The organism is Gemmatimonadota bacterium (assembly GCA_016712265.1).
GTDB lineage: Bacteria > Gemmatimonadota > Gemmatimonadetes > Gemmatimonadales > Gemmatimonadaceae > RBC101.
In genome coordinates this window covers 15770-38295 of sequence record JADJRJ010000029.1, presented here as the reverse complement: position 1 = coordinate 38295, position 22526 = coordinate 15770, and the positions used below count along the sequence as shown (strand labels likewise).

Below are 22526 nucleotides of genomic sequence, written 5' to 3'. Positions count from 1 at the left end.
TGGCGTCTCGCATTCTCCGGTTCATGACTCCCCGACTGATGCGCCTCCTGACCGCGTGCCTGGTTGCCCTTCCCCTCGCGGCCCAGCCGCGCACGGCGGACCCTATCGCGCGCGGCCTGAGGCTCGACCAGTTCCCCCGGGTCATCAAGCTGACCGACCGGGTGTACGGCTATGAGGAGATCCGGCAACCGGGATTCACCACCGTCAGCCTCTTTGTCGTTGGGGATCGTGGCGTGCTCGTCGCGGACGGCCAGGGAAGTCCCGCGGCGACGCAACGAATGGTGGAGGAGATCCGCAAGGTGACGCCGACCCCGATCCGGTGGTATGTGGTCGGCTCGGACCATGGCGACCACACCGCCGGGAATTCCGTGCTGCCAGCCGGGATCACCTACATCGTGCATCCCACCTCGCGTGCGCAGCTCGTGCGGGATTCCGCATCCGCCGCCACGTCCCACGCGCGAGCCGTCGCTGAGGCGGCGGCGCGCGGAGCGAGCGCACCCGAGCCGCGCCGTGTCGTCGTTGCGCCCACGGCCATGACGAGCGACCGGGAGCGCGTGGACCTGGGCGGAGTCGTGGTCGACGTGATGTTCCTCGGCCGGGCACATACCGGTGGCGACCTGATGGTCCACCTCCCGCGGGAACGCATCCTCTTCATGTCGGAGGCGTTCCTCAATCGCGTCTTTCCCGCGATGCGCTCAGCGTACCCCTCCGAGTGGGCCGCGATGATTGACCGGGCACTGGCGATGCAGGACACCCGATTCATCCCCGGACACGGGTTTATCGAGGAACCTGCCGTCTCCCGCGAGGAACTCTTGGAGTTCCAGCGCGCGCTCCGGGCGGTCATCGCCGAGGTGAAGCGCCTGCACGCCAAGGGCCTCTCGGCCGAGGAGGCGGCGAAGGAGGCGCAGTGGGGACCGTACCACGAGTGGTTCCTGCGTGACCAACAGGCCGTCGTCGCCATCCGCAAGGTATACGAGGAGATCGAGGGGAGGCTGCGTTAGGCATGCGCGTGACGTTGATGGCGACGGCGACGCTCCTGGCGCTGGCCCCCATCCGGGAGGTCGCGGCGCAGGCCGTCACGACCCCACCGGAGGTCAGGCAACTCGTCACCTTCCTCTTCCTCCCGGGCAAGTCCGCCGAAGCACTCGGCATCTACGAGTCGTCGCTCGCGCCGATCTACCGCGACACACCGGAGCTGCTTCGGTTCCGGGCCTTTCGAGAAGTGGAGAGCCCGGAGCCGCTCGACCTCGTGATCGCCAGCAGCTACGCCGGGATGGAAGGGATGGAGCGGGCCGCACCCTCGCTGCGACGCCAGGGAACGGACGGGCGAACGGCCCTGCACTGGTATGGGGCCTTGTCCGCGCTCAGCCAGCACCACCACGACCAGTTCGTGGAGATGGTGCCGACGTTGAGCGATGCCGCGCACGATGCGGATGGACTGGTCGCCTTCGAGTACCTGCAGGTCGTCCCCGGGCGATCCGCTGACCTCGAAGCCGCGATGCGTGCGGAACGCGCTCGCCTGCCGCGGGGAGCACAGGCCTCAGTGCAGTGGAGTGAGACGGGGCGGATGCTGGTCGCGGACCGCTGGACCCACTTGCGCATCCACGGGATGCGCGGCCTGGCGGATTGGCAGCTCTACCTGGTGCGACGGAAACAGGCCGCCCCGGCGCTCGACCCCTTGGTGGCGGCGCGTAAGGTCATCCTCGTGCGTGGCGTCCCGAGCCTTGCCATTCGTTAGGCAGTCATCGCGGAACCTGTCACTCCGCGCCGCAAAGGCCGGAATGCAAACTGCCGGAGGCCCGAAGGCCCCCGGCAGTTTGCGCGCGTAACGGAACGGTCGTTACGAGCAGCTCGGACGTCCGCGCGGAAGCGCCATCGTGCAGTTCTGGGTGACGCCGTCCTTCGTGATGGTCACCTTCGCCGTGGCCGTGCCGTCATACGTGATCACCTCACGACGTGTGGTGCTGGTCGCGGCGGAGCCGGCAAACGTCACGGTGGCCTTCATCGTCCGGATGACGGTCCCAGCCGTGGGGTAGGTATTGCGGCCGCTCTGGACCGGAACCACCAGGCCCGTGGTGGTGTCCGCCGCGCTCCGCGTCGCCGTGAAGTTGCCGCGACTCGAGGTGCCGGTGGCCGACTCACTGCCCTGCGCCGTCCCGTTGATGGTGCGCTGGGTGCTCGGCGACGCCAACCCAGTCACCGTGCGGTTGGACGAGTGATTCACGGTCGTCGTCGTGCTGAGGATCGTCGTCGTGTCGCCGGCGATGCGCCCAGCGTGGTGCGGGCCGCCGCGACCGCGCGAACTCGAATCCCGGGTCCACGTGGCCGTGCCCGTACTCGCAGACTGCACGTTGACGCTGTTCGTCGTGAGGGTGTCAAAGGCCTGCTGCACCGCGCCGGCGGCGGTGGTGTATTGCATGGACTGACTGCGCGTCACTCCGCCCCGCGTCACGGGATCGCAGACAAAGCGTTGGCTCGCGGTGTTGAAGGCGCCGGTGCAGGTCACATGCCCGCCGAACCGTCCGCCGAATGGTCCCTCATGACCGCGCCCGCGCCCCGGGCCCATCGCGCCGGCGTACGCGTCGCCCAATCCTCCGCCCATGAGTCCCCCACCAAAGGCCGCGGCCCTCATGCCGGGCAAGAACATGCTGGGCACACCGTCGGAATCACCGGAGTACGAGCTGCTGACCTCGGCAAAGCCGAGCGGGACCGTTGCGAAGGCGGAGCTGAGCGCAGCGCTCGACAGGAACCGCTCCCGATCCACCTGGAAGGGGTCCGTGCAGGCGGCCGCAAGCAGTGCCGCCGCCACGAGTGGGACAGATCGCGTGGGCTTCATGGGTGTTCGATATGGGCTGTGACCAGTGGGGCTGGTCGGGTGGGCGGGGGGATGCCTTCGCGACACACGTCTTGGACGGCACCCTAGGTGCACCCGTTAACGCCGGGAACGAATCCGCCGCGACCGGGCTTGGTGGGGGCGCACGCCTTACCGATACCCTGACATGCTGCGCCGACTCATTGCCGCCCTGCTGTTCCTCCCGGTTGCCGCCACCGCCCAGCCCGTCAACACGGATAGCAGCGGCCTGGCACTGAAGGGATACGACCCCGTCGCGTATTTCACGATGGGTCATCCCATGGTCGGGGACCCCCGGTTTACCGCGACCCACGAGGGGGCGACGTATCGTTTCGCGACCGCTGCTCACCGCGACACGTTCCAGAAGGAGGCCGCGAAGTACGCCCCGCAGTATGGCGGCTACTGCGCCTTCGGGGTGGCCGGGGGATACAAGGTCAAGATCGACCCTCAGGCCTTCTCGGTTCGCGAGGGCAAGCTCTTCCTCAACTACGACAAGCGCGTGCAGGAGCGCTGGCTGGCCGACATCCCGGGGTTCCTGACGAAGAGCGAGGCCAAGTGGGGCGGCTTGAAGGACAAGCCACGACGCGACAAGGTGGGATCCTAGCGGTAGAACTCCCAGCTCGCACTCATCGTCGAGTAGGTGTGATGCAGGGGACCGGTTGTGTACTGGCGCGACCGGGTGGTCGCTTCCCAGGTCAGGAGCACGCGATGCATGCGCAGGCCGGCACCGAAGGTGTAGTCCCGCACCCCGGGCACGCGATCCACGCGACGCTCATCCCCGAGGATGCTGCCGTCGAGTGAGAAGTCGCGGGCGACCCAGGCGGCGCGCCCCCCGGCGCTGACCCAGTATTCGAGTGGGGTGCGCCCGACCCAGCGCCGCGGGTCAAACGGGTGGGAGAGATTGTAACCGAGTCGGAGCCGTGCGCCCGACTCGACGGCGGTGCGCACCGTGCCGAGAGTGGCCGAGGCTTGGGGCACCAGGTCAAGGAAGGCCTTGGTCCCCACCCGACCTCGGAGCGCGAGGAGTGCGTGCGAATAGCCCACCTGAAGGCCCGGCTGAAAGCCGACCTGTGTTTCCCATCCGCGAGCACGCGTCGTGTAGCTCGCGTTGATTGTATGCGCGATTTGTTGGGAGAGTTGCCCAAGTGCCGGAGGGCCGGTCACTCCGACGACGGCGTCGAGCTGCCGAAGGGAGCGACGGGAAACGGAGCGCCCGGTGAGTCCCGCCCAGAGCCACCCGGCATAGGGGCGTTCGTCGCGCCAGCTGGGGGATGAGAAGGGAGGGCGCTGGAGGTTGGGCGTGTACATCTCCTGGCCGATGGCGATACCTGTGGTGAGGCAGCGACCGGTCGAGGACGTATCGGCCCCGCAATCCGGGGTAGCTGGCGCGAGTCGCCGTCCCCAGAACGTCCCGCGAAGGGTCTCGAAGCTGGCCACGACGCCGTTGGAGAATTCCTCGTCGGACCGGTGCCCGGGGTGAATCCAGAAGTTGTAGGCGTCGTTCTCGAGCCGGAGTCGCGGGAGCCAGGGGGAGTTTCGGCGCGCGGTTGTGCCAGGCGCGTTGGCTACTGGTCCGGCATTCGCGGAATCCCGAGGGACCTGGGCAGCGCCGGGGCTGGCGAGCAGTGCGCTCGCCAGCAGGAGTGCAGTGATCCTGCCGAGGTTGGGGACAGGATGATGACAGGGAATGCGCGGGGCCGTCATATCTTGAAATCGGGGGGGGGCCCCCCGCCCCGACCACCGCCATCAATTGAAGGCGCTGAGGCCCGTCACGGCCTGCCCGAGAATCAGCGAATGCACGTCGTGCGTGCCTTCGTAGGTGTACACGCTCTCGAGGTTCGCCATGTGGCGCATGGCCCCGTACTCCGCCAGGATCCCGACCGCGCCGAGCAATCGGCGCGCCTCACGCGCCACGTTCGTCGCAATGTTCACGTTGTTCCGCTTCGCCAGTGACACCTGCTGCGGCGTGAATGTCCCCGCATCCTTGAGCCGACCCAGGTGCAGCGACACCAGCTGCGCCTTTACGATTTCCGTCAGCATGTCGGCGAGCCGCTCCTGCTGGATCTGGAACCCGCCGATCGGGCGATCAAACATCACGCGGTTCTTCGCGTACGCCAGGCACTCCTCGTAACACGCCATCGCCGCGCCCATCGCCCCCCAGGAGATCCCGTACCGGGCTTGCGTCAGGCACATCAGCGGTGACTTGAGTCCCCCGGACTTGGGGAGGATGGCATCCGCGGGGAGATGCACGTCCTGGAACACCAACTCGCTCGTGTCCGACGCCCGCAGCGACAGCTTGCCCTTCTGGTCGCGAGCGGTGAAGCCCGGCGTGTTCGTCGGTACCACAAACCCACGGATCGAGCTCGCCTCAGGATCCCCGTTGGTCTTGGCCCACACCACCGACACGTGCGCCTGTGACCCGTTGGTGATCCACATCTTGCCGCCGTTCAGTATCCAGCTCCCGTCCGCCTGCTCCTTGGCCATCGTGATCATCCCCGAGGGGTTGGACCCGAAGTCCGGCTCGGTGAGACCGAAGCACCCGATCACCTCGCCCTTGGCCATCGCCGGCAGGAGCCGCTGCTTCTGTTCCTCGCTCCCAAAGGCGTAGATCGGGTACATCACGAGCGCGCCCTGCACGGAGGCAAACGAACGGATGCCAGAGTCACCGCGCTCGAGTTCCTGCATGATGAGCCCATACGCGACATTGTTCAGGCCCGCGCATCCATACGCTTCGGGAAGGTTCGCCCCCAAAAAGCCCTGGGCCCCCCATCTCCGGAATCAGTTCCTTCGGAAACCGCCCGTCCACGTAACACGCCCCGATGATCGGGAGGACGCGGTCGTTGACCCACGCGCGCACGGAGTCACGCACCGCGCGCTCCTCCTCGGTGAGGGCGCTATCGATATTGAAGAAGTCGGATGTCATGGCGGCGGAATCTAGTCAGCGACGGCCCGGGACCCTATCCGGCCCCGCGGTCAGGTGTGCCCCGAGATACGCCGCCGGGCCGGCCATCGCCGACGGAAAGAACAGGGTCGCCAGCAGGGGCACCAGGGATGGCAGCTGCATGGCGCTCGCCAGGTCGGCCCCAAATCGGCCGATCGGCGCCCCACCGAACGCCAGGATGGCGAGGTACCCGCCCCACGCCACCGCCGCGGCCGCCATCGCGACCAGGGCCGGACGAGCCGTGTCGCGCGCCACCACGCCGTACACACACGCGATCACCGGGATCACCCACCACTGCACCAGCACGGTGCCTAACGCCATTCCCACGACCAGGATGACAAAGCGAATCGCGGTCATCGCGACCCCCCCGCGCCCGGCGAGGGCGCCAGGGTGAGCGCCGCCCGGACCTGCGCCGGCGCGACCGAGTCGAGGGCCGGCGGGGTATAAAGCAGCTCGAGGTCGCCACGCTGCCAGAACCGCACGCGGTCGTCATACCGCGCGCTCGCGGGGTTGCCACTCTGCCCGCCCGGATAGGTGCCTAACGCGCGTACGCGGTCCCCCAGCTCCACGACCATGCGCCAGCTGGAGCCGAAGCCGCTCGACGATGACGGGTTCAACGTGCCTGGTCCGGATTGCACGGCCAGCCCCCGCCGAGAGAATCCACCGAGGCGCAACAGATGCTCCAGGTTCGCGGCCCCACGTTCGCCCCACGCCCAACGGCCCGCACCCGGCGGGCCGTATCGACGGACCAATGTGTCGTAGGCCGCTTCCAGCGACGCCACGAGGATGTCGTCGCGCTGCTCCACCCGTCCGGTCGTCTGGCGGTCGTCCCACCAGGTACTTGCACTGTCGAACATCAGGCGCAGCAACACGGTTCCGCCCGGCGTGGCGACCCGGGACGTGTCCCCCGCCGGTACCAGCTCATCCCAGGTCCGGCGCGCCACCTCGCGCATCGCCTGCTCAAACAACACACTGCCGGTATTGTCCACCGTGTATCGTCGATCCCACCGCGTCAGGACCGAGTCGGCCCCTGTCAGGGCCTTGGACATGGCACCCGCCGCGCGTCGGCCCCGCGCGGCGTGCAGGAACCGCGGGACAAACAGGTCGGCGCGTACGCTGCCAGGATCGGTCTGGAAACGGCGCATCGCGTCCAGCGTGACCGAGCTGTCGGCTCGCAACAGGGTGTTGATCTGCAACGCACGCCAGGCGTCGTACCCGGCGTCCGGCCCGAGATATCGGCCCTGGACGGCGGGATCGATCGGCTGCTGGTTGGCCGACGCCAGGAAGCCCTGCGAGGGATTGAGCGCCTGCGGGTAGTCGGACACGGGCCAGAAGCCCAACCAGTCGCTCCCGCTCGCCGAGCCATCCCGGATGACCAGGCCGGAGCCATGGTCGGGCCGAATCGGGTAGTGTCCCGTGGACCGGATGGCGATGTTCCCCGATCGGTCGGCCACCAGAGCGTTTTGTGCCGGCACGAAGAATCGCGTGGCCAAGCTGTCGAGAAAGGCACCGGCCGTGCGCTGCCGCGCGGCGAGGGCAAAGGCCTCCACCACATCGCCAGGCTCCAGCGCGGTCCATCGCATCGAGACCCAGTCCGACCCCAGGGGACGCATCGGCCCCCGGTGCGTGAAACGCACCGTATCCACCCGGAAGACACGCCCGCTGGGATCCCGATACGCTTCCTCGCGCAATTCGATGTCCCGCCACTGCTCGTCCACGAGGTAACGCACCGGGCGCACGTGATCATCCACCGTTTCGCGGTAGAAATCGAGCACATCCGCCCCGGTGTTCGTCAGCGACCAGGCCAGGTCGCGCGTGAAGCCGATCAACATCCCGGCGGATCCGGGAATGGTGACCCCGTACGTGTCCAGCTGCCCGGGCACCACGAGATGCGCCTCGTACCAAATACTCGGCAGCGTGAGTTCCAGGTGGGGATCCCCGGCCAACAGCGCCTTGCCGCTCCGCGACCGCGACGGAGCCACCGCCCAGTTGTTCGAGGCAAAGATCCGCGAACCGTGGCCATCGGCGTCCGCGGTGGGTGACCGGGGCAGGAGGCGGCCAAGCGCAACGGCCTGGGAATCGGGGGCCCCAGGTCCGGGGATCGGCAGCGTGTCGAACGTCGCCATCCCGCGCCCAGTGGGCTGGATCGGCTCCTGCACGGGACTGACCACCGGAAACAGCGCGTCGGCGGCCGCCGGTCCGACCAACCCCTCGGCCAGTTGGCGCTCCCGCTCGTTGGGACCGTAGCTCAACGTCCACGCCATGCGCGCCGCGAGGGCCAGGACGTTGCGGGGCGCCCACGGGACCGGCTGGCGCCCGAGCAACTTGTATTCCACCGGCAACGCGGCCGCGTCTACTGTCGCGATGTAGGCGTTGACCCCGTCGGCATACGCCTCCGCGTACCGTCGCGTGACGCCGTCCGCCGGCAACGCGGCCCACGCACGTTCCACGGCCCGGGCCATCCCCAGGTGCCGGGGCACGCTATCCAGCGGCAGCGCCCGGGCACCGAGTAACTCGGTCAGGGTGCCGGCACCGGCCCGCGCCTGCAGATCCAGCTGGAACAGGCGGTCACGGGCCACCACATACCCCAACGCCCGAATCGCATCTTCCTCTCGCGGCGCAAAAATGTGCGGCACTCCGCGTGCATCGTACCGCACCTCGACCGGTCCACCCAGACCAGGAATGGTCGCCGACGCCTGCCTGGGAAGCTCGGCGGTCGCGACCGCCCCCCACGCACCACGCACCGGATCCAGCAGGGGTCCCAGGGGAGGCAGCGGGCCAACTCCACGTCGGCCGATCCACAGCACCCCGAACAACAGGGCCGCGGCCCCCGTCAAACGCAGCAATCGCATAGGGCGCGAAACTTCGCGGTGTCGGGGCACCACGGAAAGGGTCCGCTACGCGCCGATCGCCCGCCTGGCACGGGCGACGGCCCCGACGGCCCGGGCCTTGGCGCGAAAGGCGGCCCGATGGTCCACCGGAAGACCGCTCTCCTCCTGCCACTGGTGGACCATCTCGTGCAGCAGCGTGTCCAGCACCTCGTCCCACCCGTGCCGCCGCAGGTGCCGACGGCTGATCACGATCTCGGCGGTCCCATGCGAGGCGGCCAGCGCATAGTGGCCCAGCCGCGTCCGCATCCGACGTGAAACCCGCACCTTGAGCGGCTTCAATGCACCGGCAAAGCGTTCGTCGTTGAGTCGCGCATGTTCGCGCGTCAGGCGTTCACACGCCGCCCGGTCGTCCGGATGGATCGCGTCCTGCCGACGCGCTGGAGTGGCGCCGCGAGGCACCGGGTATTCGAGAATCACCTTGCGCGCGAGCCGCCGGGTGAGTCCCCTCCCCTGCACGAAGCCAACGATCGCCTGGATCACCTCGTCCGGCGCATCCACAAACGCCTCATGCACGCGCAGGACGTCGGCCTTCCAGCTCACGTAGACCGACCGATTGCGCGTCAGGGTCACCCGCGAGGTCCCGCGCAGGCCGGCCGCACGCAGGCGGGCGTCGAGCCCCTGCGCGCGATCGAAGGACAGCTCCAGCTGCCCCGGATCGCGCCCCGTCAGCCGCGCGAACAGCGAGCGGAACATCGACCCGCACTTCGCTGCGCCGTCACCTCACCGCACGCCACTGGCCTCGTCACCCGATGCGGGCCACGACAGCATCGGCAAACTCGCGTGTGTTTGCCGTGCCACCCAGGTCACGTGTGACCGTGCGCCCCTCGCGAATCACCGACTCCGCCGCCGTGCGAATGCGCGCGGCACGATCGCCATCCCCGACGTGTTCGAGCATCAGACACGCCGCGAACAGGAGCGCCGACGGATTCGCGACCCCCTGCCCCGCGATGTCCGGCGCGGTCCCGTGCACGGCCTCGAAGATCGCCGCGTCCGGTCCGATGTTGGCCCCAGGCGCGAGGCCAAGTCCGCCCACAAGGCCGGAGAGCAGGTCAGAAAGGATGTCGCCGAAGAGGTTGGTCGTCACGATCATGTCGAACGACTCAGGTTTCATCACGAGTTGCATCGCGCAGGCATCGACAATCCGCTCGTCGTACGCCACCCGCCCGTCGTATTCCTTCGCCACGGTCTGGCCCACCTGCCGGAACAGCCCCTGTGAATACTTGAGGATGTTGGCCTTGTGCACGAGCGTGATCTTCTTGCGCCCGTGCTTGAGTGCATACTCGAACGCGTAGCGAATCACCCGCTCGGAACCCAGTCGCGTGATGAGGGCAATCGACTGGGCCGCGGCCCGATCGTCGTCACCCACACGGATGTAGTGCTCGAGCCCGGAGTACAGGCCCTCCGTGTTCTCGCGCACCAGCACGATGTCGACATTGTCGAAGCGACCGCCGGGGATGATGTCCCGCGCCGGGCGCACGTTGGCGTAGAGGTCAAAGGTCCGCCGCAGCGCGACGTTCACCGAGCGATAGCCATCGCCGACAGGCGTCTCCAGCGGCCCCTTCAAGGCGAGGCGCGTCCGTCGGATCGACTCGAGCGTCGCTTCCGGCATCGGGTCCTTCACCGCGTGCACCGCGGACATCCCCGCCAGCTGCGGATCCCACTCGAAGTTCGCCCCCGCCGCCTCGAGAATGCGAAGCGTCGCGTCAGTGATATCGGGTCCGATGCCGTCGCCGGCGATCAGGGTGCATGGAATAGCCATCGAAGTCCCCTTAGCGCGGCACGACCAGGTCGGCGGCGCGGTTGATAAGGTCGGAAAGAACGCCCGGGTTCCAGGAAGCCTGCGGCCCGGCCGCCACGTTCCCCACCCAGGCGACCTGGGCGAGTCGAACGTCAACCACGGCCACGGTCAGGCGTGTCCCATCCAGGCGAAGCTCAAGGTCGGTGGGAAGCATGGTGTACCGCACCCCGCTTGTCCCCGCGAGCGCACGCAGTTGCGACGCCAGCGGCTCGGAGAGGTTGCGATCCGGGGTGCGCATCGCCGCGCGCACGGCCAGCGCCGGCCGCAGCGTGGACGGATCCACCAGGTAGGTCGGATTACGCCGTGCCGTTCGCGCGACCTGCGCCGCGTAGATCCACGTGGTGAGACCCCGTTCGCGAAAACCGTGCTCCAGCAGGGAGTCCGTGAGGGTGCGCAGCTTCGCGTCACCCCCGGCAGACGTGCGCCACCCCATCGTGTCCGCCACCGGATGAAGGGTGACGGGGAGCACCATCAGGGACTGCCCCGCGAACCGCGCCAACACGCCCGGCACTGCGGTGGGAACGGAGGGGACGGGGGTGTTGGACGGCGCGGGCCCCCCTCCCCCGCACGCCAGCAGGGCACTCGCCAGCACGAGAGGGAAACCGGGGAAAGCGCGAGGGATTGGCACGCCGGAAAGGTAACCGCACCCTCCAACAGGGTGCACCGCGTTGGTTGACCGCACCGGTACCAGGGTCCAAGTTCTGCCGCTTCGGGGCCCGACCCCTCCGCCGCGCCCTCCCCACGTTCCTGCCCCTCGTTATGCAGCGCCTGCTCAAGTCCCTCGGCTGGCTCGCCCTCGTCGCGCTCGGCACCGCGTCCTTCGCGGTCCTCGCGCTCCGGCGTGGCGAACCGGTCAGTGCCGCCTGGCTCGTCACGGCCGCGGTCTGCTTCTACCTGGTGGCGTACCGGTTCTACAGCCGGATCATCGCCTCCAACGTCTTCGCCCTCGATGCCACGCGGCGGACGCCGTCCGAACGACTCAATGACGGGCGCGACTACGTCCCGACGAATCGCTGGGTGGTTTTCGGGCACCACTTTGCGGCGATCGCCGGCCCCGGCCCCCTCGTCGGCCCGACCCTCGCGGCACAGTTCGGCTTTCTTCCCGGGGCGCTGTGGATCGTGATCGGCGTCGCGTTAGGCGGGGCCGTCCAGGACTGCGTCATCCTCTGCGCCTCCATCCGGCGCAACGGCAAGTCGCTCGGACAGATGGCCAAGGAGGAGATCGGGTCCACCGCTGGCATGACCGCCCTCGTCGCGGTGCTGGGGATCATGGTCGTGCTGATCGCCGTCCTCGCGTTGATCGTCGTGAATGCGCTCGCCGAGAGCCCGTGGGGCGTCGTGACGGTGGGGCTGTCGATCCCCATCGCGCTGCTGATGGGCGGCTACATGCGCTGGATCCGGCCGCACAAGGTGCTGGAAGCGACCGCGATGGGGCTCGTCCTCCTCGTCGTGGCGCTTTACGTCGGCAAGTGGGTGGCGGGCAATCCCGACCTGGCGCCGATCTTCACCCTGTCGCGCCAGGCCCTCGCCCTGTGGATCATGGTGTATGGGTTTGCCGCCAGCGTGCTCCCGGTCTGGTTGCTCCTCGCCCCTCGCGACTACCTCTCGGCGTTCGTCAAGATCGGCGTCGTCTTCGCGCTGGCGATTGCGATCGTCGTCGTTGTCCCTGACTTGCAAATGCCGGCGGTCACGCAGTTCGTGGACGGCACCGGGCCGGTGTTTGCCGGGAAACTCTTCCCGTTCTGCTTCATCACGATCGCGTGCGGTGCGATCAGCGGCTTTCACTCGCTGATCTCTTCCGGCACCACGCCGAAGATCCTGGAGCGTGAGCCCGATGCCCGGTTCATCGGGTATGGTGCCATGCTCACCGAATCGCTGGTCGCGACGCTGGCCCTGATTGCCGCGTGTGTCCTGACCCCTGGCACCTACTTCGCGATCAACGCGCCACCGGCCGCCATTGGCACCACCGTGGAAAGTGCGGCGCTCGCGATCCAGAACTGGGGATTCACCCTGGACCCGGTCGCTTTCCAGCAGCTGACCAACGACATCGGGGAAACGAAGCTCCTGTCGCGCACGGGCGGCGCGCCGTCCCTCGCCGTCGGCATGGCCTCGCTCTTCTCCCAGTGGATGGGGAGCGGCTCGCTCGCGCTGTGGTACCACTTTGCGATCATGTTCGAGGCGCTGTTCATCCTGACCACCCTCGACGCCGGCACGCGCGTGGGGCGCTTCATGCTGCAGGACCTGCTGAAGAACTTCTCTGCCCCGCTTGGCCGCACCGAGTGGTACCCGGCGATCGTCCTCACGTCTGCCATCTTCGTTTCCATGTGGGGATACTTCCTGTACCAGGGCGTGGTCGACCCGTTAGGCGGCATCAACTCGCTGTGGCCGCTGTTCGGGATCGCCAACCAGTTACTGGCCACGGTGGCGCTGTGTGTCGGCACCACGGTCATCATCAAGATGGGGAAGGCGAAATACTCGTTCCTCACCCTGTTGCCGCTCACCTGGCTGGGCATCGTGACGATGACGGCGGGTTACCTCAAGATCTTCTCGGCAGATCCCAAGCTCGGGTTCCTCTCGCACGCCCGACTCATCGCCGAACAGGCGGCCGCCGGAACCTTGCCCGCCTCGATCGGCACCGCGGCGAACGCGTCCAAGGTGATCTTCAACGACCGGCTGGACGCCGGCGTCGCGGCCTTCTTCATGATCTCGGTGGTCGTGATCCTCGTCGCGTCCGCGCGTGAGTGGCTCGCCGTGCTGCAGGGCCGCAAGCCGATCGGGTCGACCGAAACGCCCTACGAGCCACGCGTCGCCATGGCGGGGGATTGACCATGAGCCCTCGCCCCACCCCCATCGCCGAGCGACTGCAACGCGTGATTCGTACGGTGCATCGGATCATCGGGGCACCCGACTACACGGGATACCTCGCCTACATGCGGCGTAACCACCCGGGACATCGTGTGATGTCCCGGGAGGAGCACGCACGGGAATGCCTCGACCGTCGATACACCCAGATGGGCAATCGCTGCTGTTAAGCTGTGCGAGATCTCTTCCATGGCACCCTGCAGACGGAGCGGCTCAAGACCCTCTCTGTCTGGTCCCACTTCACGGACGAGGACCTGCCGTGGCGCCCCGATGGACGCGCGCGTTCGGTGCTCGAGCAGTTTGTGCACCAGTGCCAGTCTGAGGACGGCTGGTTCACGAAGATGCTGGGGATCGAGACCGGGCTTGCCGTTCTCCCGTCAGCGGAGCAGCGCATCGACTTCCTGAGGCACTATGCGGAGGCGTCAGGCCGTCGACTGGCGGCGATCGGTGAACGAGAGGATGACTGGTTCGCCGGAGGTACGTCGTTCTTCGGGGAGCCGCGGAGCCGGGCGTGGGTCCTCATGCGCCGCATCTCGCACACGTCGCATCATCGGGGGCAACTGACCGCGTACCTGCGCATGCTCCATCGCGACCTGTACTCCAACTACGGCCCAACGGCAGACACCGGCGGGCTGCCCGCGCACGGTGCGCCGGTGATTTACCGCTACGCGTCGGTCGACGAACTCCTCGCGCGGGAGTCCGACGGTGGCGTCTGGCCCGAGCTCCCCGGGAGCGCGTCCGCGCCCGTGACGGAACGACCTGGCACCACGTGAGGGTCGCGCGGCCCTTGGCCGTACCCCAGAGGCGTGCAACGGCCCTCCGCTGAGTCGGACCACCCATCCGCTCCGCGCCCGCCGTCGTATCTTTTCGACACCCCTCCCGCGGCCCACATGCGACGTCTCCTGGCAACCGTAGGCACCCTTGGCGTCGTCGGCTACGGCGGCGCGATCGGCTACCTCAAAGTCAACGAGATCGACCTCGTCTATCACCCCGCCGAACGTGCCGTCACCGCGCCGGCTCCCGGGCGCGGCCTCAACCACCAGATCGTCACCTATGCGTCCTCGGATGGCACTCTCCTGAATGCCTGGGTCATCCGCGCCGACTCCGCGAACGACACCGGGTTCTGGATGCTGATCTGTCACGGGAACTACGGCAACATCGGGTACGGAGACCGCCCCGAGTTCTACGATTACACCAAGACGATCGGGCTCAATCTCCTGGCCTTTGACTATCGCGGCTTTGGCGAGAGCGCCGGGGAACCCGAGGAGCGTGGGCTGTACGCCGACGCCGAGGCGTCCTATCGCTACCTCGTCGACTCCCTCGGCGTGCGACCGGAGCGCGTGATCCTGTTCGGCCACTCGTTAGGTAGCGGTGTCGCCACGGAACTCGCCACCCGGGTGCCGGCGGCTGGCTTAGTGGTGGAAGGTGGCTACACCTCGGTGCCGGACCGCGGCGCGGAACTCTACCCCTGGCTCCCGGTGCGGGCGATCGCCAGCCAGCGTTTCGCGTCGATCGACAAGGTCGCCGCGCTTACGCTTCCCAAGGTGTACCTGCATTCCCCGTCCGACGACGTCATTCCCTTCAGCCACGGCGAACAGGTCTTCGCCGCGGCGGCCCACCCCAAGCGCTTCGTCAGCGTAGAGGGTGGGCACATGGATGCATTTCGCGTAGATCGCGCCAAGTACTTCGGGGCGATCCGGACGCTGGTGGACTCCTTGCGGTCCCCCAGCGCCGTCGCGCCCTGAAGACACCCTACATCGGTTCGTCGGCCGTCGGACCGTACATCCCCGGGAACTTCACGTCGAGCAGCCGCAGGTAGACTGACAGCTGCGCCCGATGATGGATCATGTGGTTGAACACGAAGCTCCGGATCACCGCGATTTTCGGCATGGTCATGTACACCGTCTCGCCGTTACGCATCGTCCACGGTTCCATGTACGTCGTGTCGCTTGCGCCCGCGAGCACATCGCGCGCCGCCTTCGCCTTCGCCTCGAACGCCGCCACGTTCTCCGCGGCTGTCGTGAACGGCGTGGGCTTGTAGTCGAACTTCGCGAAGTCCAACTCCGGGAAGTTGATCGTCACCGCAGCCCAATCCGGAAGTTCGGCGATATGCGTCGCAATCCGTCCCAGCGTCATCGACTTGGCGTGCGGCGCCCAATCGCCCTTTCCGTCCGGTACGACGGAGAGCATCCGCACCGTGTTGGCAACCTCATGATCCCACTCTCCCAGCAGCGACTGACCGATCGACATTGTGACCTCCAGAAGGTGACCCGAACAAGGACCGAAGATGGTACCGCTCGCGGGGGAGGCCGCAAGGGCCGCGGCGGCGGGGCAACGGCACGGATTGGTATCAACGAGACGCCGTGTCAGCGCAGGCCTCCCCCAGTCGCCGCGGCAGGGAGATCGCAGCCAGGAGCGCGGCGAGCCCTGCCATGGCCGCGCCAAAGGCGAAGGCAACTGACGCCCCCCTCCACTCCCAGAGGGCACCGAACAGCAGGGACGCCGGCAGCGCACTGATCCCCACCACGAGGTTGAACCACCCGAACGCCCACCCCCTCTCGTGCGCGCCAGTCAGGTCGGCAACCAGCGCCTTCTCGGTCCCCTCGGTCAGGCCGTGATAGACGCCGTACAGCGCCATCAACCCCCAGATCGCCGGAGCCGTCGCCGCGAACCCGAAGCCGAGGTAGACGAGCGCATACACCCCCCAGCCGGCGAGCAGTAGCGGTCGCCGGCCCACCCGGTCCGACAGCGCGCCCCCAGGGGTCGCCGCCAGGCTCTTCACCACATGCAAGAACGCCCAGAGCAACGGCAGCTGGGCCACCGGCACGCCCGCTTCCTGCGCACGCAGCAGCAGAAACGCGTCGGTCGAATTGCCTAACGTGAACAGCGCCAGGACGCCAAGGTAGCGCGCCAGCGTGCCGCGGGGCGCCTGCCCCAGCCCCCGCACCACCCCACGCGGAGCGCCGGGCACCTCCACGATTCCGACCAGCGCAACGACCACCGCCAGCGCCGCGGGAATCGCGGCGAGCAGAAACACCGTGCGCAACCCGAGTCCCCACCAGCTCAACAGTGCAAAGGCCACCAACGGCCCGATCACGGCGCCCGCATGGTCCGCCGCCCGATGAAAGCCGAACGCGCGCCCGCGTGCCTCGGACCCTACCGACGCGGCGATCAACGCGTCGCGTGGCGCGCCGCGTACCCCTTTTCCCACACGGTCTCCCACGCGAATCGCGAGCACTTGGCCGACACCGGTCGCCAGCCCGGTCAGCGGACGCAGCACGGAGGCCAGGGCGTATCCGGCGACGATCAACGGTTTGCGACGTGCTATGCGATCAGACCACTGACCGCTGAGCACCTGCATCAGCGCAGACACCGCCTGGGCGATGCCCTCCAACGCCCCCACGGCCACCGCCCCTGCGCCCAGCACGCTGGAGAGGAAGACGGGAAGCAACGGGTAGATCATCTCGCTCGACGCGTCCGTGAGGAGGGACACGGCCGACAGGACCAGCACGTTGCGTCCGAGGCGACGAGACATGGTCAGAAAACTACCCTCGCTTGCGAATGTCCCGTGCCCCGCCCACAATGGCGCATGCCCACACCCGGCGCCGCGCAGCTCGTTGAATCCGCCCTCCCCGGGTTGACCCACGATGATGCGACCACCCTCGACACCCAGGTGGCCCTCGCGGCCATTGCGTCACCAACCGGCGCCGAGGGACACCGTGCCGACGCCGTGGCCACGCACCTCGAAGCGCTGGGACTTGGGATCGAGCGGGACGACGCCGGCAACGTGTGCGCGCGCATCGGGGCGCGCCGCGATGCCCCGGTGGTGGTGTGCGCTCACCTCGACACGGTCTTTCCCGTCGAGACAGTACTGGCGCCGCGACGCGACGGCGATCGCATCGTCTGCCCCGGCATTGGCGACAACGCCCGAGGACTCGCGGTCCTCCTTGCGATGGCGCGATATCTCACCCGCGAACAGGTGCGCCCGGCACGACCCATCCTCTTCGCCGCCACGGTCGGCGAGGAGGGCGCTGGCGACCTGCGCGGGGCGCGCCACCTGTTCACCCACACCTGCCCCGACGCCCACGCCGCCATCGCCGTCGATGGTCCCGGCGACACGGGGATCGTCACCGACGCCATTGGCGTCCACAGACTCCAACTACGGATGACAGGTCCCGGTGGCCATTCCTGGACCGCCCACGACGCCCCCAACCCCCTGCACGCCATCTCGCACTGCGCCGCGGCCGTCGCGGCACTCCCGATCCGGCGGGCACGACGCACATCACTCACCATCACGCGGCTGCACGGCGGCGAAGCCCTCAATGCCGTTCCGCGCGAGGCCACCGTGGACATTGAGGTGCGCGCGGCGGACGAACGGGTGGTCCGCACGACCGTCGCCGCCATCGAACACGAGGCCCGCGCTGCCCTCGATGCCGAGAACACGCGTCGCGGCCCGATGCACGCGCCCCTCGCCCTGGAAATCACGACGACCAGCCGTCGCCCCGCAGGCCGGACCGACCCCGGGCATCCCCTGGTGCGCCATTGTATCGCGGCCACCGCCGCGATCGGTCACCGCGCCGCGTTCGCCATGGCCTCGACGGACGCCAATATCCCGATGTCGCTGGGGATCCCCGCCGTCACGTTAGGCGGCGGCGGGTCAGGCGGCGACGCCCACACGACCCTGGAGTGGTACGCCAACACCGACGGTCCGCACGGCGTGGCGCGCGTCCTCGCCGCCCTCCTTGCCACCACCGGCATCGCGTGAGCTACCGCGGTCGTCTCGCCCCAACCCCAACCGGCGGCCTCCACCTCGGCCACGCCCGCACCTTCCACGCCGCCTGGCAGCGCGCGCGCCGCGTGCACGGGCACCTCACCCTGCGCATCGAGGACCTCGACCACCTGCGCTGCCGCCCGGAGTACACAGAGCAGCTCCTTGGCGACTTCGCCTGGCTCGGCCTCGACTGGGACGAGGGCCCACTCCATCAGTCGCGGCGTCGAGAGGTCTTCGTGGATGCGTGGACGCGGCTGCGCGACGTTGGAGTCATCTATCCGAGCGCCGTGTCGCGCAAGGAAGTTCGCGATGCGGCGCACGCCCCCCACGAGGAGGAGGAAGGGGCCGAGCCGATCTTCCCACCGGCGCTCCGCACGGCCCCGGGCGAAGAGCGACGCTATGCGTCGCCAGCCGGCGTCACCTGGCGGTTCCGCGTCCCGGACGGTCGGGCCATCACGTTCGAGGATGTGCGCTGCGGGCGGCGCACCTACACCGCCGGCGTCGACTTCGGCGACTTTGTCGTCTGGCGCAAGGACGATGTCCCGGCGTATGAACTTGCAGTGGTCGCCGACGACGCAGCGATGGGGATCACCGAAGTCGTGCGCGGCGAAGACTTGCTCAAGTCCACCGCACGACAGCTGCTGGTGTACGAGGCGCTGGGCGCCACGCCACCGTCGTGGTGCCACGAGCCCCTGGTGCGCGACGCGGACGGGCGGCGCCTCGCCAAGCGACATGCCCCACTCTCGCTGCAGCACTTTCGCTATCTCGGGATGACCGTGGCCGACGCATGGGCCCTGTCGGGGATCCCGAAGGACGACTAGCCCGCTGCGCCGACCGTCACGTCCACGGGAATCCCGTGGCGCACACTCTCCGTGACCACGCAGAAGTCCTCGAACAGCTCAAGACAGCGCGCCATCCGCGGCACGTCCTCGGGCGCCACGTCCGGGTGCAACGTGACCGCGATGTGCCCCACGCGCAAGCGCCCCCGTTCGTTGCGGGTCATCGTCCCACGGGCCTCCACCCGCAACGCGCGTACCGTCACCCGGGACTTCCCCAGGCAGAACAGGAGCGAGGAGCCCAGGCAACTCGCCATCGCGGACGCGAGCACCCGGGATGGGTTCGGGCCACCCCCCTCACCGAGCGGTGGCCCCTCATCAATCACGAACGGCGCCACCCCGGGCAGTTGCGCGTCCACGGCAAACCGATACCCTCGCTCCAAGGTGAGGGTGACCGCGAAGCCCTCCCCCTGGGCCTCACTCATGTGAAAATGATCTGGCCGCCATCCGCCATCCGGTAAAAGTCGCCAACGGTGATGATCGCCTCGACTTCGTCGATGAAGTCGCTGCGCTGCAAGTCAAACATATCCACCGACGCCTTGCAGGCGTACAACTTCGCACCGGAATCCGCGATCATCGTGACAAACTCCGGGATCGGGGGAATGTCCAGCGCCTCCATCTTCTTCTCCATCTGGTGCGTCACCAGGGCCGACATCCCCGGCAACCCACCCACCATCGTCGGGATCCCCAGCCCCGGGTTCCCCACGGTGGCCACCTTGAGGTGTTCGTACTTCGCCTTGTTGATGGCGTCCATCCCGAAGAAGGTGAAGAAGAGGTTGACCTCGATCCCCTCCATGCGGGCGCCATTGGCCAGGATCAGCCCGGGATAGACCCCCTCGAGCGATCCCTTCGAGATGATGATCGACACCTTGTCCATGATGGGCTCCGTTCAGATGCAACCGTGAGGCTTCGGGATGCCGGCGATGCGCGAGGCCATCTTGGCCGGCCCCTTCGGGAAGAGCAGGTACAGTTCCTTGATCGGCACGCCGGAGTCCTTGCCCAGCGAGCGGATCGACGGCGCGGCCCCGGTCGACAGGAAGCGCTCACGCATGAAGTCGCACACCACCCAGTGGCGCTCCGTCATCGTCACCCCCATCTCGCGAGCGATCGCCTCGCCAATGGCGCGGGTCCACTGCTCCGGCTTCTGCAGGTACCCCTCGGCGTCGACGTCCAGGGTGGTGTTCTCAAGTGTCATCGTGGTCATGGCGGTTCTCCAGGGTCAGGCAACCGATGCGGGGACGTGCTTCCCTCGCATGGACATGCGGGTGGGGATACCCGGGATCTCGTGCCCGGGGAGGAGCAGGTTCCAGTAGATCCACTTGAACGCCATCTTCCCCATGTGGTTCAGCCGGCTTTCCCCAAGCAGGGTCATCGGGCCGATGGGCAGCGGGTAGTGGCCGGGGAGCGGCTCGGTCTCGTAGTTGAAGTCCAGGAGCAGCGCCTGGTCGAACCCGGTCTCGACAAAGCAGTTCGCATGGCCATCGAACCCCGGGTCGAGCGCCTCGCCCGCGAGGAAGTGCGCGATGTTCGCGTCCAGCACCTCGGACTCGAAGTGGGCGACCGATCCCGCCTTGGACGTGGGCAGGTTCGTGGCGTCGCCAATGGCGAAGATGTCGGGGGCCACCGTGCTTTGCAGCGTGTTCGGGTTTGTCTTCACGAACAGGTTGTCGTCCACCAGCTCCGGGGTGGCCTTGAGGTACGCCGCCCCTTGATGCAGTGGGATCGTGACCAGGAGGTCGAACGGGATTTCCCGCCCGTCCCAGCTTTCCAACACCTTGCGCTCGTTGTCCACTCGCCCGGCGTTGAACTCCGGGACCAGCCCGATCTGCTTCTTCGCCAGCAGGTGGCCGATATGCTGCGACGCCACCGGACGGGTAAAGGCGCCGTCGAGGGGCGTCGCGTAGGTGATGTCCACCACGTCGCGCATCTTGCGCATCGTGAAGTACCAGTCGGCCAGGAAGGCAAACTCCAGCGGGGCGACCGGGCACTTGATCGGCATCTCGACGACGTTCACGACGAGCTTGCCGCCGCGCCAGGTGGACAACTTCCGCGCCAGCGCCGTCGCGCCTTCCATCGTGTAGAAGTCAAAGACCGCGTGCTGCCATTCCCGCCCCACCAGTCCCTCGGTCTCTTCCGGCGCGATCCGGGTGCCGGTGGCGATGATCAGCACATCGTACGGCAGGCGCGTTCCGTCCTTGAGGAGCACGGCATGGTCGTCGGGCACGAGCTGCTCGATCGCTCCCGCCTTGTAGGTTACCTCGTCGTGCAATTGCATCCCACGCGGGCGCACGATGTCGTCCGGCCGGTAGATTCCAAAGGGTACAAACAGCAAGCCGGGCTGGTAGATGTGGCGGGGATCTTCATCGACCACCGTGATCGAGGTGCTCCCGGCCGTGACCTCCTGCGCGTAGCGACGCCGCAGACGGTTGGCCATGATGGTCCCTGCCGTTCCGCCGCCGAGGATGACGATGCGAGACATAGGCCGCCTCCAGGGGTTCGGGACCGGAGCCCGGTCCCTCGCCAAGATGGGCCACACGGGAGCGCCTCCGGCGTCAGGCGCCGTCACCCCACCGCGTCAGGGACTCCTTGACGCCGCCGTCCCTCCCGCACGGACGATCCCGCAGGGTACCTTCCCCACTGCCCTTATCCCCCCTGCAGTCATGACGAGCCCTTCCGAGGCCAGCGGACCGGTGGTCCCAGGCGCCGAGCACGCGCACGCCTCCTTCGCCGGGACCTTCACCTACTCCGGCTACCTGCACCTCGAGCAACTCCTCGGCGCCCAGGTCCCCGTCACGACGGCCCACGACGAGGTCCTGTTCATCACCATCCACCACGTGCAGGAAGTGTGGATGAGCCTGATCATCGCCGAGCTCGAGGCGGCGATGACGCGTCTCGCCACCGGGGACTTCGCCCCCGCCATGAAGATGCTCGCCCGCGTCTCGCGCGCCCAGGAGCAGATGGGGAATGCCTGGGAAGTCCTCAAGACGATGACCCCGTCCGACTACCTGGAGTTTCGCGACTCGTTAGGCCGGGCGAGCGGGTTCCAGAGCTGGCAGTATCGCAGCATCGAGTTCCTCCTCGGCAATCGCCAGCGCTACCTGCTGCGCCCCTTTGCCGAGCACGCGGAGGCCCACGCCAGGTTGCTCAAGATCCTGGAGTCCCCATCGATCTATGACCTGGCCCTGCACGCGTTGGCCAAGGAAGGGCTGCTCGCCCCCACCGCGCTCCGCACCAGCTATGACGCCCAGCCGGTGAGCCAGCCGGACATCCGCGCCGCCTGGCTCGCGGTGTATCGCGACACGGCGAAGTACTGGGACCTCTACTACCTCGCCGAGAAACTCGTCGACGTCGAGGACAACTTTCGGCGCTGGCGGTTCAACCACGTGACAACGGTCGAACGGCTCATCGGACACAAGGTCGGCACGGGCGGCACCACGGGCGTAGGGTACCTCCGCAAGGCGCTGGATGTGGTGCTGTTCCCGGAGTTGTGGGAGTTGCGCACGGAGTTGTAGTCGGGCGATGCAAACGTCTGCGGCTCAGCGGCGGGCCATCTGAACAGAGCTGTTCCGCCCGGTT

23 protein-coding genes and 1 pseudogene are annotated in these 22526 nt (G+C 67.9%); 10 read left to right on the top strand and 14 right to left on the bottom strand.

What is annotated here, in order from left to right; translation table 11 throughout:
* The first annotated feature begins 23 nt into the window (after window positions 1–23).
* Both IPK85_14015 and IPK85_14010 read left to right on the top strand, forming a co-directional pair.
* Window positions 24–1001, top strand: a complete 978-nt coding sequence (locus IPK85_14015; GenBank protein MBK8248504.1) for a hypothetical protein — start codon at window positions 24–26, stop codon at window positions 999–1001.
* 2 nt (window positions 1002–1003) lie between these two features.
* The gene (locus IPK85_14010) at window positions 1004–1738 is read left to right on the top strand and encodes a hypothetical protein (protein ID MBK8248503.1); all 735 of its coding nucleotides are present in this window, start codon (window positions 1004–1006) and stop codon (window positions 1736–1738) included.
* 102 nt (window positions 1739–1840) lie between these two features.
* Here the strand turns inward: IPK85_14010 and IPK85_14005 are convergent, their stop codons facing one another.
* Complete coding sequence (locus IPK85_14005) at window positions 1841–2836, bottom strand: hypothetical protein (GenBank protein ID MBK8248502.1); 996 nt, start codon at window positions 2834–2836, stop codon at window positions 1841–1843.
* Between the two features lie 163 nt (window positions 2837–2999).
* Here IPK85_14005 and IPK85_14000 point away from each other — a divergent pair, with 163 nt between their 5' ends.
* Window positions 3000–3455, top strand: coding sequence for a hypothetical protein (locus IPK85_14000; GenBank protein ID MBK8248501.1), 456 nt, complete (start codon window positions 3000–3002; stop codon window positions 3453–3455).
* Here the strand turns inward: IPK85_14000 and IPK85_13995 are convergent.
* From IPK85_13995 to IPK85_13965, 7 genes and pseudogenes are all read right to left on the bottom strand, one after another.
* Window positions 3452–4555, bottom strand: a complete 1104-nt coding sequence (locus IPK85_13995) for a lipid A deacylase LpxR family protein (protein MBK8248500.1) — start codon at window positions 4553–4555, stop codon at window positions 3452–3454. The two genes, IPK85_14000 and IPK85_13995, sit on opposite strands and share 4 nt — an antisense overlap.
* A gap of 42 nt (window positions 4556–4597) precedes the next feature.
* A pseudogene (locus IPK85_13990) lies at window positions 4598–5774 on the bottom strand (acyl-CoA dehydrogenase family protein).
* A 15-nt stretch (window positions 5775–5789) separates the two neighbouring features.
* Window positions 5790–6149 (bottom strand): hypothetical protein, encoded by a 360-nt coding sequence (locus IPK85_13985; protein ID MBK8248499.1) that lies wholly within the window; start codon window positions 6147–6149, stop codon window positions 5790–5792.
* Window positions 6146–8644, bottom strand: a complete 2499-nt coding sequence (locus IPK85_13980; protein ID MBK8248498.1) for a penicillin acylase family protein — start codon at window positions 8642–8644, stop codon at window positions 6146–6148. The genes IPK85_13985 and IPK85_13980 overlap by 4 nt, the downstream gene beginning before the upstream one ends.
* Window positions 8645–8689: 45 nt before the next feature.
* On the bottom strand, window positions 8690–9376 hold the full coding sequence (locus tag IPK85_13975; protein MBK8248497.1) for a SprT-like domain-containing protein: 687 nt from the start codon (window positions 9374–9376) through the stop codon (window positions 8690–8692).
* Between the two features lie 49 nt (window positions 9377–9425).
* Window positions 9426–10442 (bottom strand): NAD-dependent isocitrate dehydrogenase, encoded by a 1017-nt coding sequence (locus IPK85_13970; protein MBK8248496.1) that lies wholly within the window; start codon window positions 10440–10442, stop codon window positions 9426–9428.
* 10 nt (window positions 10443–10452) lie between these two features.
* Window positions 10453–11109, bottom strand: a complete 657-nt coding sequence (locus IPK85_13965; protein ID MBK8248495.1) for a hypothetical protein — start codon at window positions 11107–11109, stop codon at window positions 10453–10455.
* A gap of 131 nt (window positions 11110–11240) precedes the next feature.
* Here IPK85_13965 and IPK85_13960 point away from each other — a divergent pair, with 131 nt between their 5' ends.
* The 4 genes from IPK85_13960 (at window position 11241) to IPK85_13945 (ending at window position 15088) form a co-directional block, all read left to right on the top strand.
* Window positions 11241–13307: a carbon starvation protein A gene (locus tag IPK85_13960; protein ID MBK8248494.1), complete on the top strand. Its 2067-nt coding sequence runs from the start codon at window positions 11241–11243 to the stop codon at window positions 13305–13307.
* Between the two features lie 2 nt (window positions 13308–13309).
* Complete coding sequence (locus IPK85_13955; protein MBK8248493.1) at window positions 13310–13513, top strand: YbdD/YjiX family protein; 204 nt, start codon at window positions 13310–13312, stop codon at window positions 13511–13513.
* A gap of 3 nt (window positions 13514–13516) precedes the next feature.
* On the top strand, window positions 13517–14116 hold the full coding sequence (locus tag IPK85_13950; GenBank protein ID MBK8248492.1) for a DinB family protein: 600 nt from the start codon (window positions 13517–13519) through the stop codon (window positions 14114–14116).
* 117 nt (window positions 14117–14233) lie between these two features.
* Entirely contained in the window at window positions 14234–15088 is an 855-nt protein-coding gene (locus tag IPK85_13945; protein MBK8248491.1) for an alpha/beta hydrolase, read from the top strand.
* Window positions 15089–15095: 7 nt separating this feature from the next.
* On the opposite strand, the gene IPK85_13940 is transcribed toward IPK85_13945, so the two are convergent.
* A complete protein-coding gene (locus tag IPK85_13940) occupies window positions 15096–15593 on the bottom strand; it encodes a hypothetical protein (GenBank protein MBK8248490.1) in 498 nt (165 codons plus the stop codon).
* A 100-nt stretch (window positions 15594–15693) separates the two neighbouring features.
* Window positions 15694–16878 carry an MFS transporter gene (locus IPK85_13935; protein MBK8248489.1) on the bottom strand — a complete coding sequence of 395 codons (1185 nt, stop codon included), beginning with the start codon at window positions 16876–16878 and terminating at the stop codon, window positions 15694–15696.
* A 54-nt stretch (window positions 16879–16932) separates the two neighbouring features.
* On the opposite strand from IPK85_13935, the gene IPK85_13930 reads away from it, so the two are divergent.
* Both IPK85_13930 and gluQRS read left to right on the top strand, forming a co-directional pair.
* Complete coding sequence (locus IPK85_13930) at window positions 16933–18108, top strand: M20/M25/M40 family metallo-hydrolase (GenBank protein ID MBK8248488.1); 1176 nt, start codon at window positions 16933–16935, stop codon at window positions 18106–18108.
* Complete coding sequence (gene gluQRS, locus IPK85_13925) at window positions 18105–18935, top strand: tRNA glutamyl-Q(34) synthetase GluQRS (GenBank protein ID MBK8248487.1); 831 nt, start codon at window positions 18105–18107, stop codon at window positions 18933–18935. The genes IPK85_13930 and gluQRS overlap by 4 nt, the downstream gene beginning before the upstream one ends.
* Here the strand turns inward: gluQRS and IPK85_13920 are convergent.
* Genes IPK85_13920 through IPK85_13905 form a run of 4 tightly spaced genes read right to left on the bottom strand, consistent with a single transcriptional unit; the run spans window position 18932 to window position 21429 of the window.
* Entirely contained in the window at window positions 18932–19375 is a 444-nt protein-coding gene (locus IPK85_13920; protein ID MBK8248486.1) for an OsmC family protein, read from the bottom strand. The two genes, gluQRS and IPK85_13920, sit on opposite strands and share 4 nt — an antisense overlap.
* Complete coding sequence (locus IPK85_13915) at window positions 19372–19827, bottom strand: DsrE/DsrF/DrsH-like family protein (protein ID MBK8248485.1); 456 nt, start codon at window positions 19825–19827, stop codon at window positions 19372–19374. Before IPK85_13915 ends, IPK85_13920 begins: the two co-directional genes overlap by 4 nt.
* A gap of 12 nt (window positions 19828–19839) precedes the next feature.
* On the bottom strand, window positions 19840–20154 hold the full coding sequence (locus tag IPK85_13910) for a TusE/DsrC/DsvC family sulfur relay protein (protein ID MBK8248484.1): 315 nt from the start codon (window positions 20152–20154) through the stop codon (window positions 19840–19842).
* A gap of 15 nt (window positions 20155–20169) precedes the next feature.
* Entirely contained in the window at window positions 20170–21429 is a 1260-nt protein-coding gene (locus IPK85_13905; GenBank protein MBK8248483.1) for an NAD(P)/FAD-dependent oxidoreductase, read from the bottom strand.
* A gap of 181 nt (window positions 21430–21610) precedes the next feature.
* On the opposite strand from IPK85_13905, the gene IPK85_13900 reads away from it, so the two are divergent.
* The gene (locus tag IPK85_13900; GenBank protein MBK8248482.1) at window positions 21611–22462 is read left to right on the top strand and encodes a tryptophan 2,3-dioxygenase; all 852 of its coding nucleotides are present in this window, start codon (window positions 21611–21613) and stop codon (window positions 22460–22462) included.
* The last annotated feature ends 64 nt before the right edge of the window (window positions 22463–22526 follow it).

Bases quoted from the DNA above. Each gene is read 5' to 3' on its own strand.
- IPK85_14000 (MBK8248501.1), top strand. From the start codon at position 3,000: ATGCTGCGCCGACTCATTGCCGCCCTGCTGTTCCTCCCGGTTGCCGCC.
- IPK85_13935 (MBK8248489.1), bottom strand. From the start codon at position 16,878: ATGTCTCGTCGCCTCGGACGCAACGTGCTGGTCCTGTCGGCCGTGTCC.
- IPK85_14010 (MBK8248503.1), top strand. From the start codon at position 1,004: ATGCGCGTGACGTTGATGGCGACGGCGACGCTCCTGGCGCTGGCCCCC.
- IPK85_14015 (MBK8248504.1), top strand. From the start codon at position 24: ATGACTCCCCGACTGATGCGCCTCCTGACCGCGTGCCTGGTTGCCCTT.
- IPK85_13910 (MBK8248484.1), bottom strand. From the start codon at position 20,154: ATGACCACGATGACACTTGAGAACACCACCCTGGACGTCGACGCCGAG.
- IPK85_13960 (MBK8248494.1), top strand. From the start codon at position 11,241: ATGCAGCGCCTGCTCAAGTCCCTCGGCTGGCTCGCCCTCGTCGCGCTC.
- IPK85_13975 (MBK8248497.1), bottom strand. From the start codon at position 9,376: ATGTTCCGCTCGCTGTTCGCGCGGCTGACGGGGCGCGATCCGGGGCAG.
- IPK85_13980 (MBK8248498.1), bottom strand. From the start codon at position 8,644: ATGCGATTGCTGCGTTTGACGGGGGCCGCGGCCCTGTTGTTCGGGGTG.
- IPK85_13945 (MBK8248491.1), top strand. From the start codon at position 14,234: ATGCGACGTCTCCTGGCAACCGTAGGCACCCTTGGCGTCGTCGGCTAC.
- IPK85_13905 (MBK8248483.1), bottom strand. From the start codon at position 21,429: ATGTCTCGCATCGTCATCCTCGGCGGCGGAACGGCAGGGACCATCATG.
- IPK85_13995 (MBK8248500.1), bottom strand. From the start codon at position 4,555: ATGACGGCCCCGCGCATTCCCTGTCATCATCCTGTCCCCAACCTCGGC.
- IPK85_13970 (MBK8248496.1), bottom strand. From the start codon at position 10,442: ATGGCTATTCCATGCACCCTGATCGCCGGCGACGGCATCGGACCCGAT.
- IPK85_13900 (MBK8248482.1), top strand. From the start codon at position 21,611: ATGACGAGCCCTTCCGAGGCCAGCGGACCGGTGGTCCCAGGCGCCGAG.
- IPK85_13920 (MBK8248486.1), bottom strand. From the start codon at position 19,375: ATGAGTGAGGCCCAGGGGGAGGGCTTCGCGGTCACCCTCACCTTGGAG.
- IPK85_13940 (MBK8248490.1), bottom strand. From the start codon at position 15,593: ATGTCGATCGGTCAGTCGCTGCTGGGAGAGTGGGATCATGAGGTTGCC.
- IPK85_13985 (MBK8248499.1), bottom strand. From the start codon at position 6,149: ATGACCGCGATTCGCTTTGTCATCCTGGTCGTGGGAATGGCGTTAGGC.
- IPK85_13955 (MBK8248493.1), top strand. From the start codon at position 13,310: ATGAGCCCTCGCCCCACCCCCATCGCCGAGCGACTGCAACGCGTGATT.
- IPK85_13930 (MBK8248488.1), top strand. From the start codon at position 16,933: ATGCCCACACCCGGCGCCGCGCAGCTCGTTGAATCCGCCCTCCCCGGG.
- IPK85_13915 (MBK8248485.1), bottom strand. From the start codon at position 19,827: ATGGACAAGGTGTCGATCATCATCTCGAAGGGATCGCTCGAGGGGGTC.
- IPK85_14005 (MBK8248502.1), bottom strand. From the start codon at position 2,836: ATGAAGCCCACGCGATCTGTCCCACTCGTGGCGGCGGCACTGCTTGCG.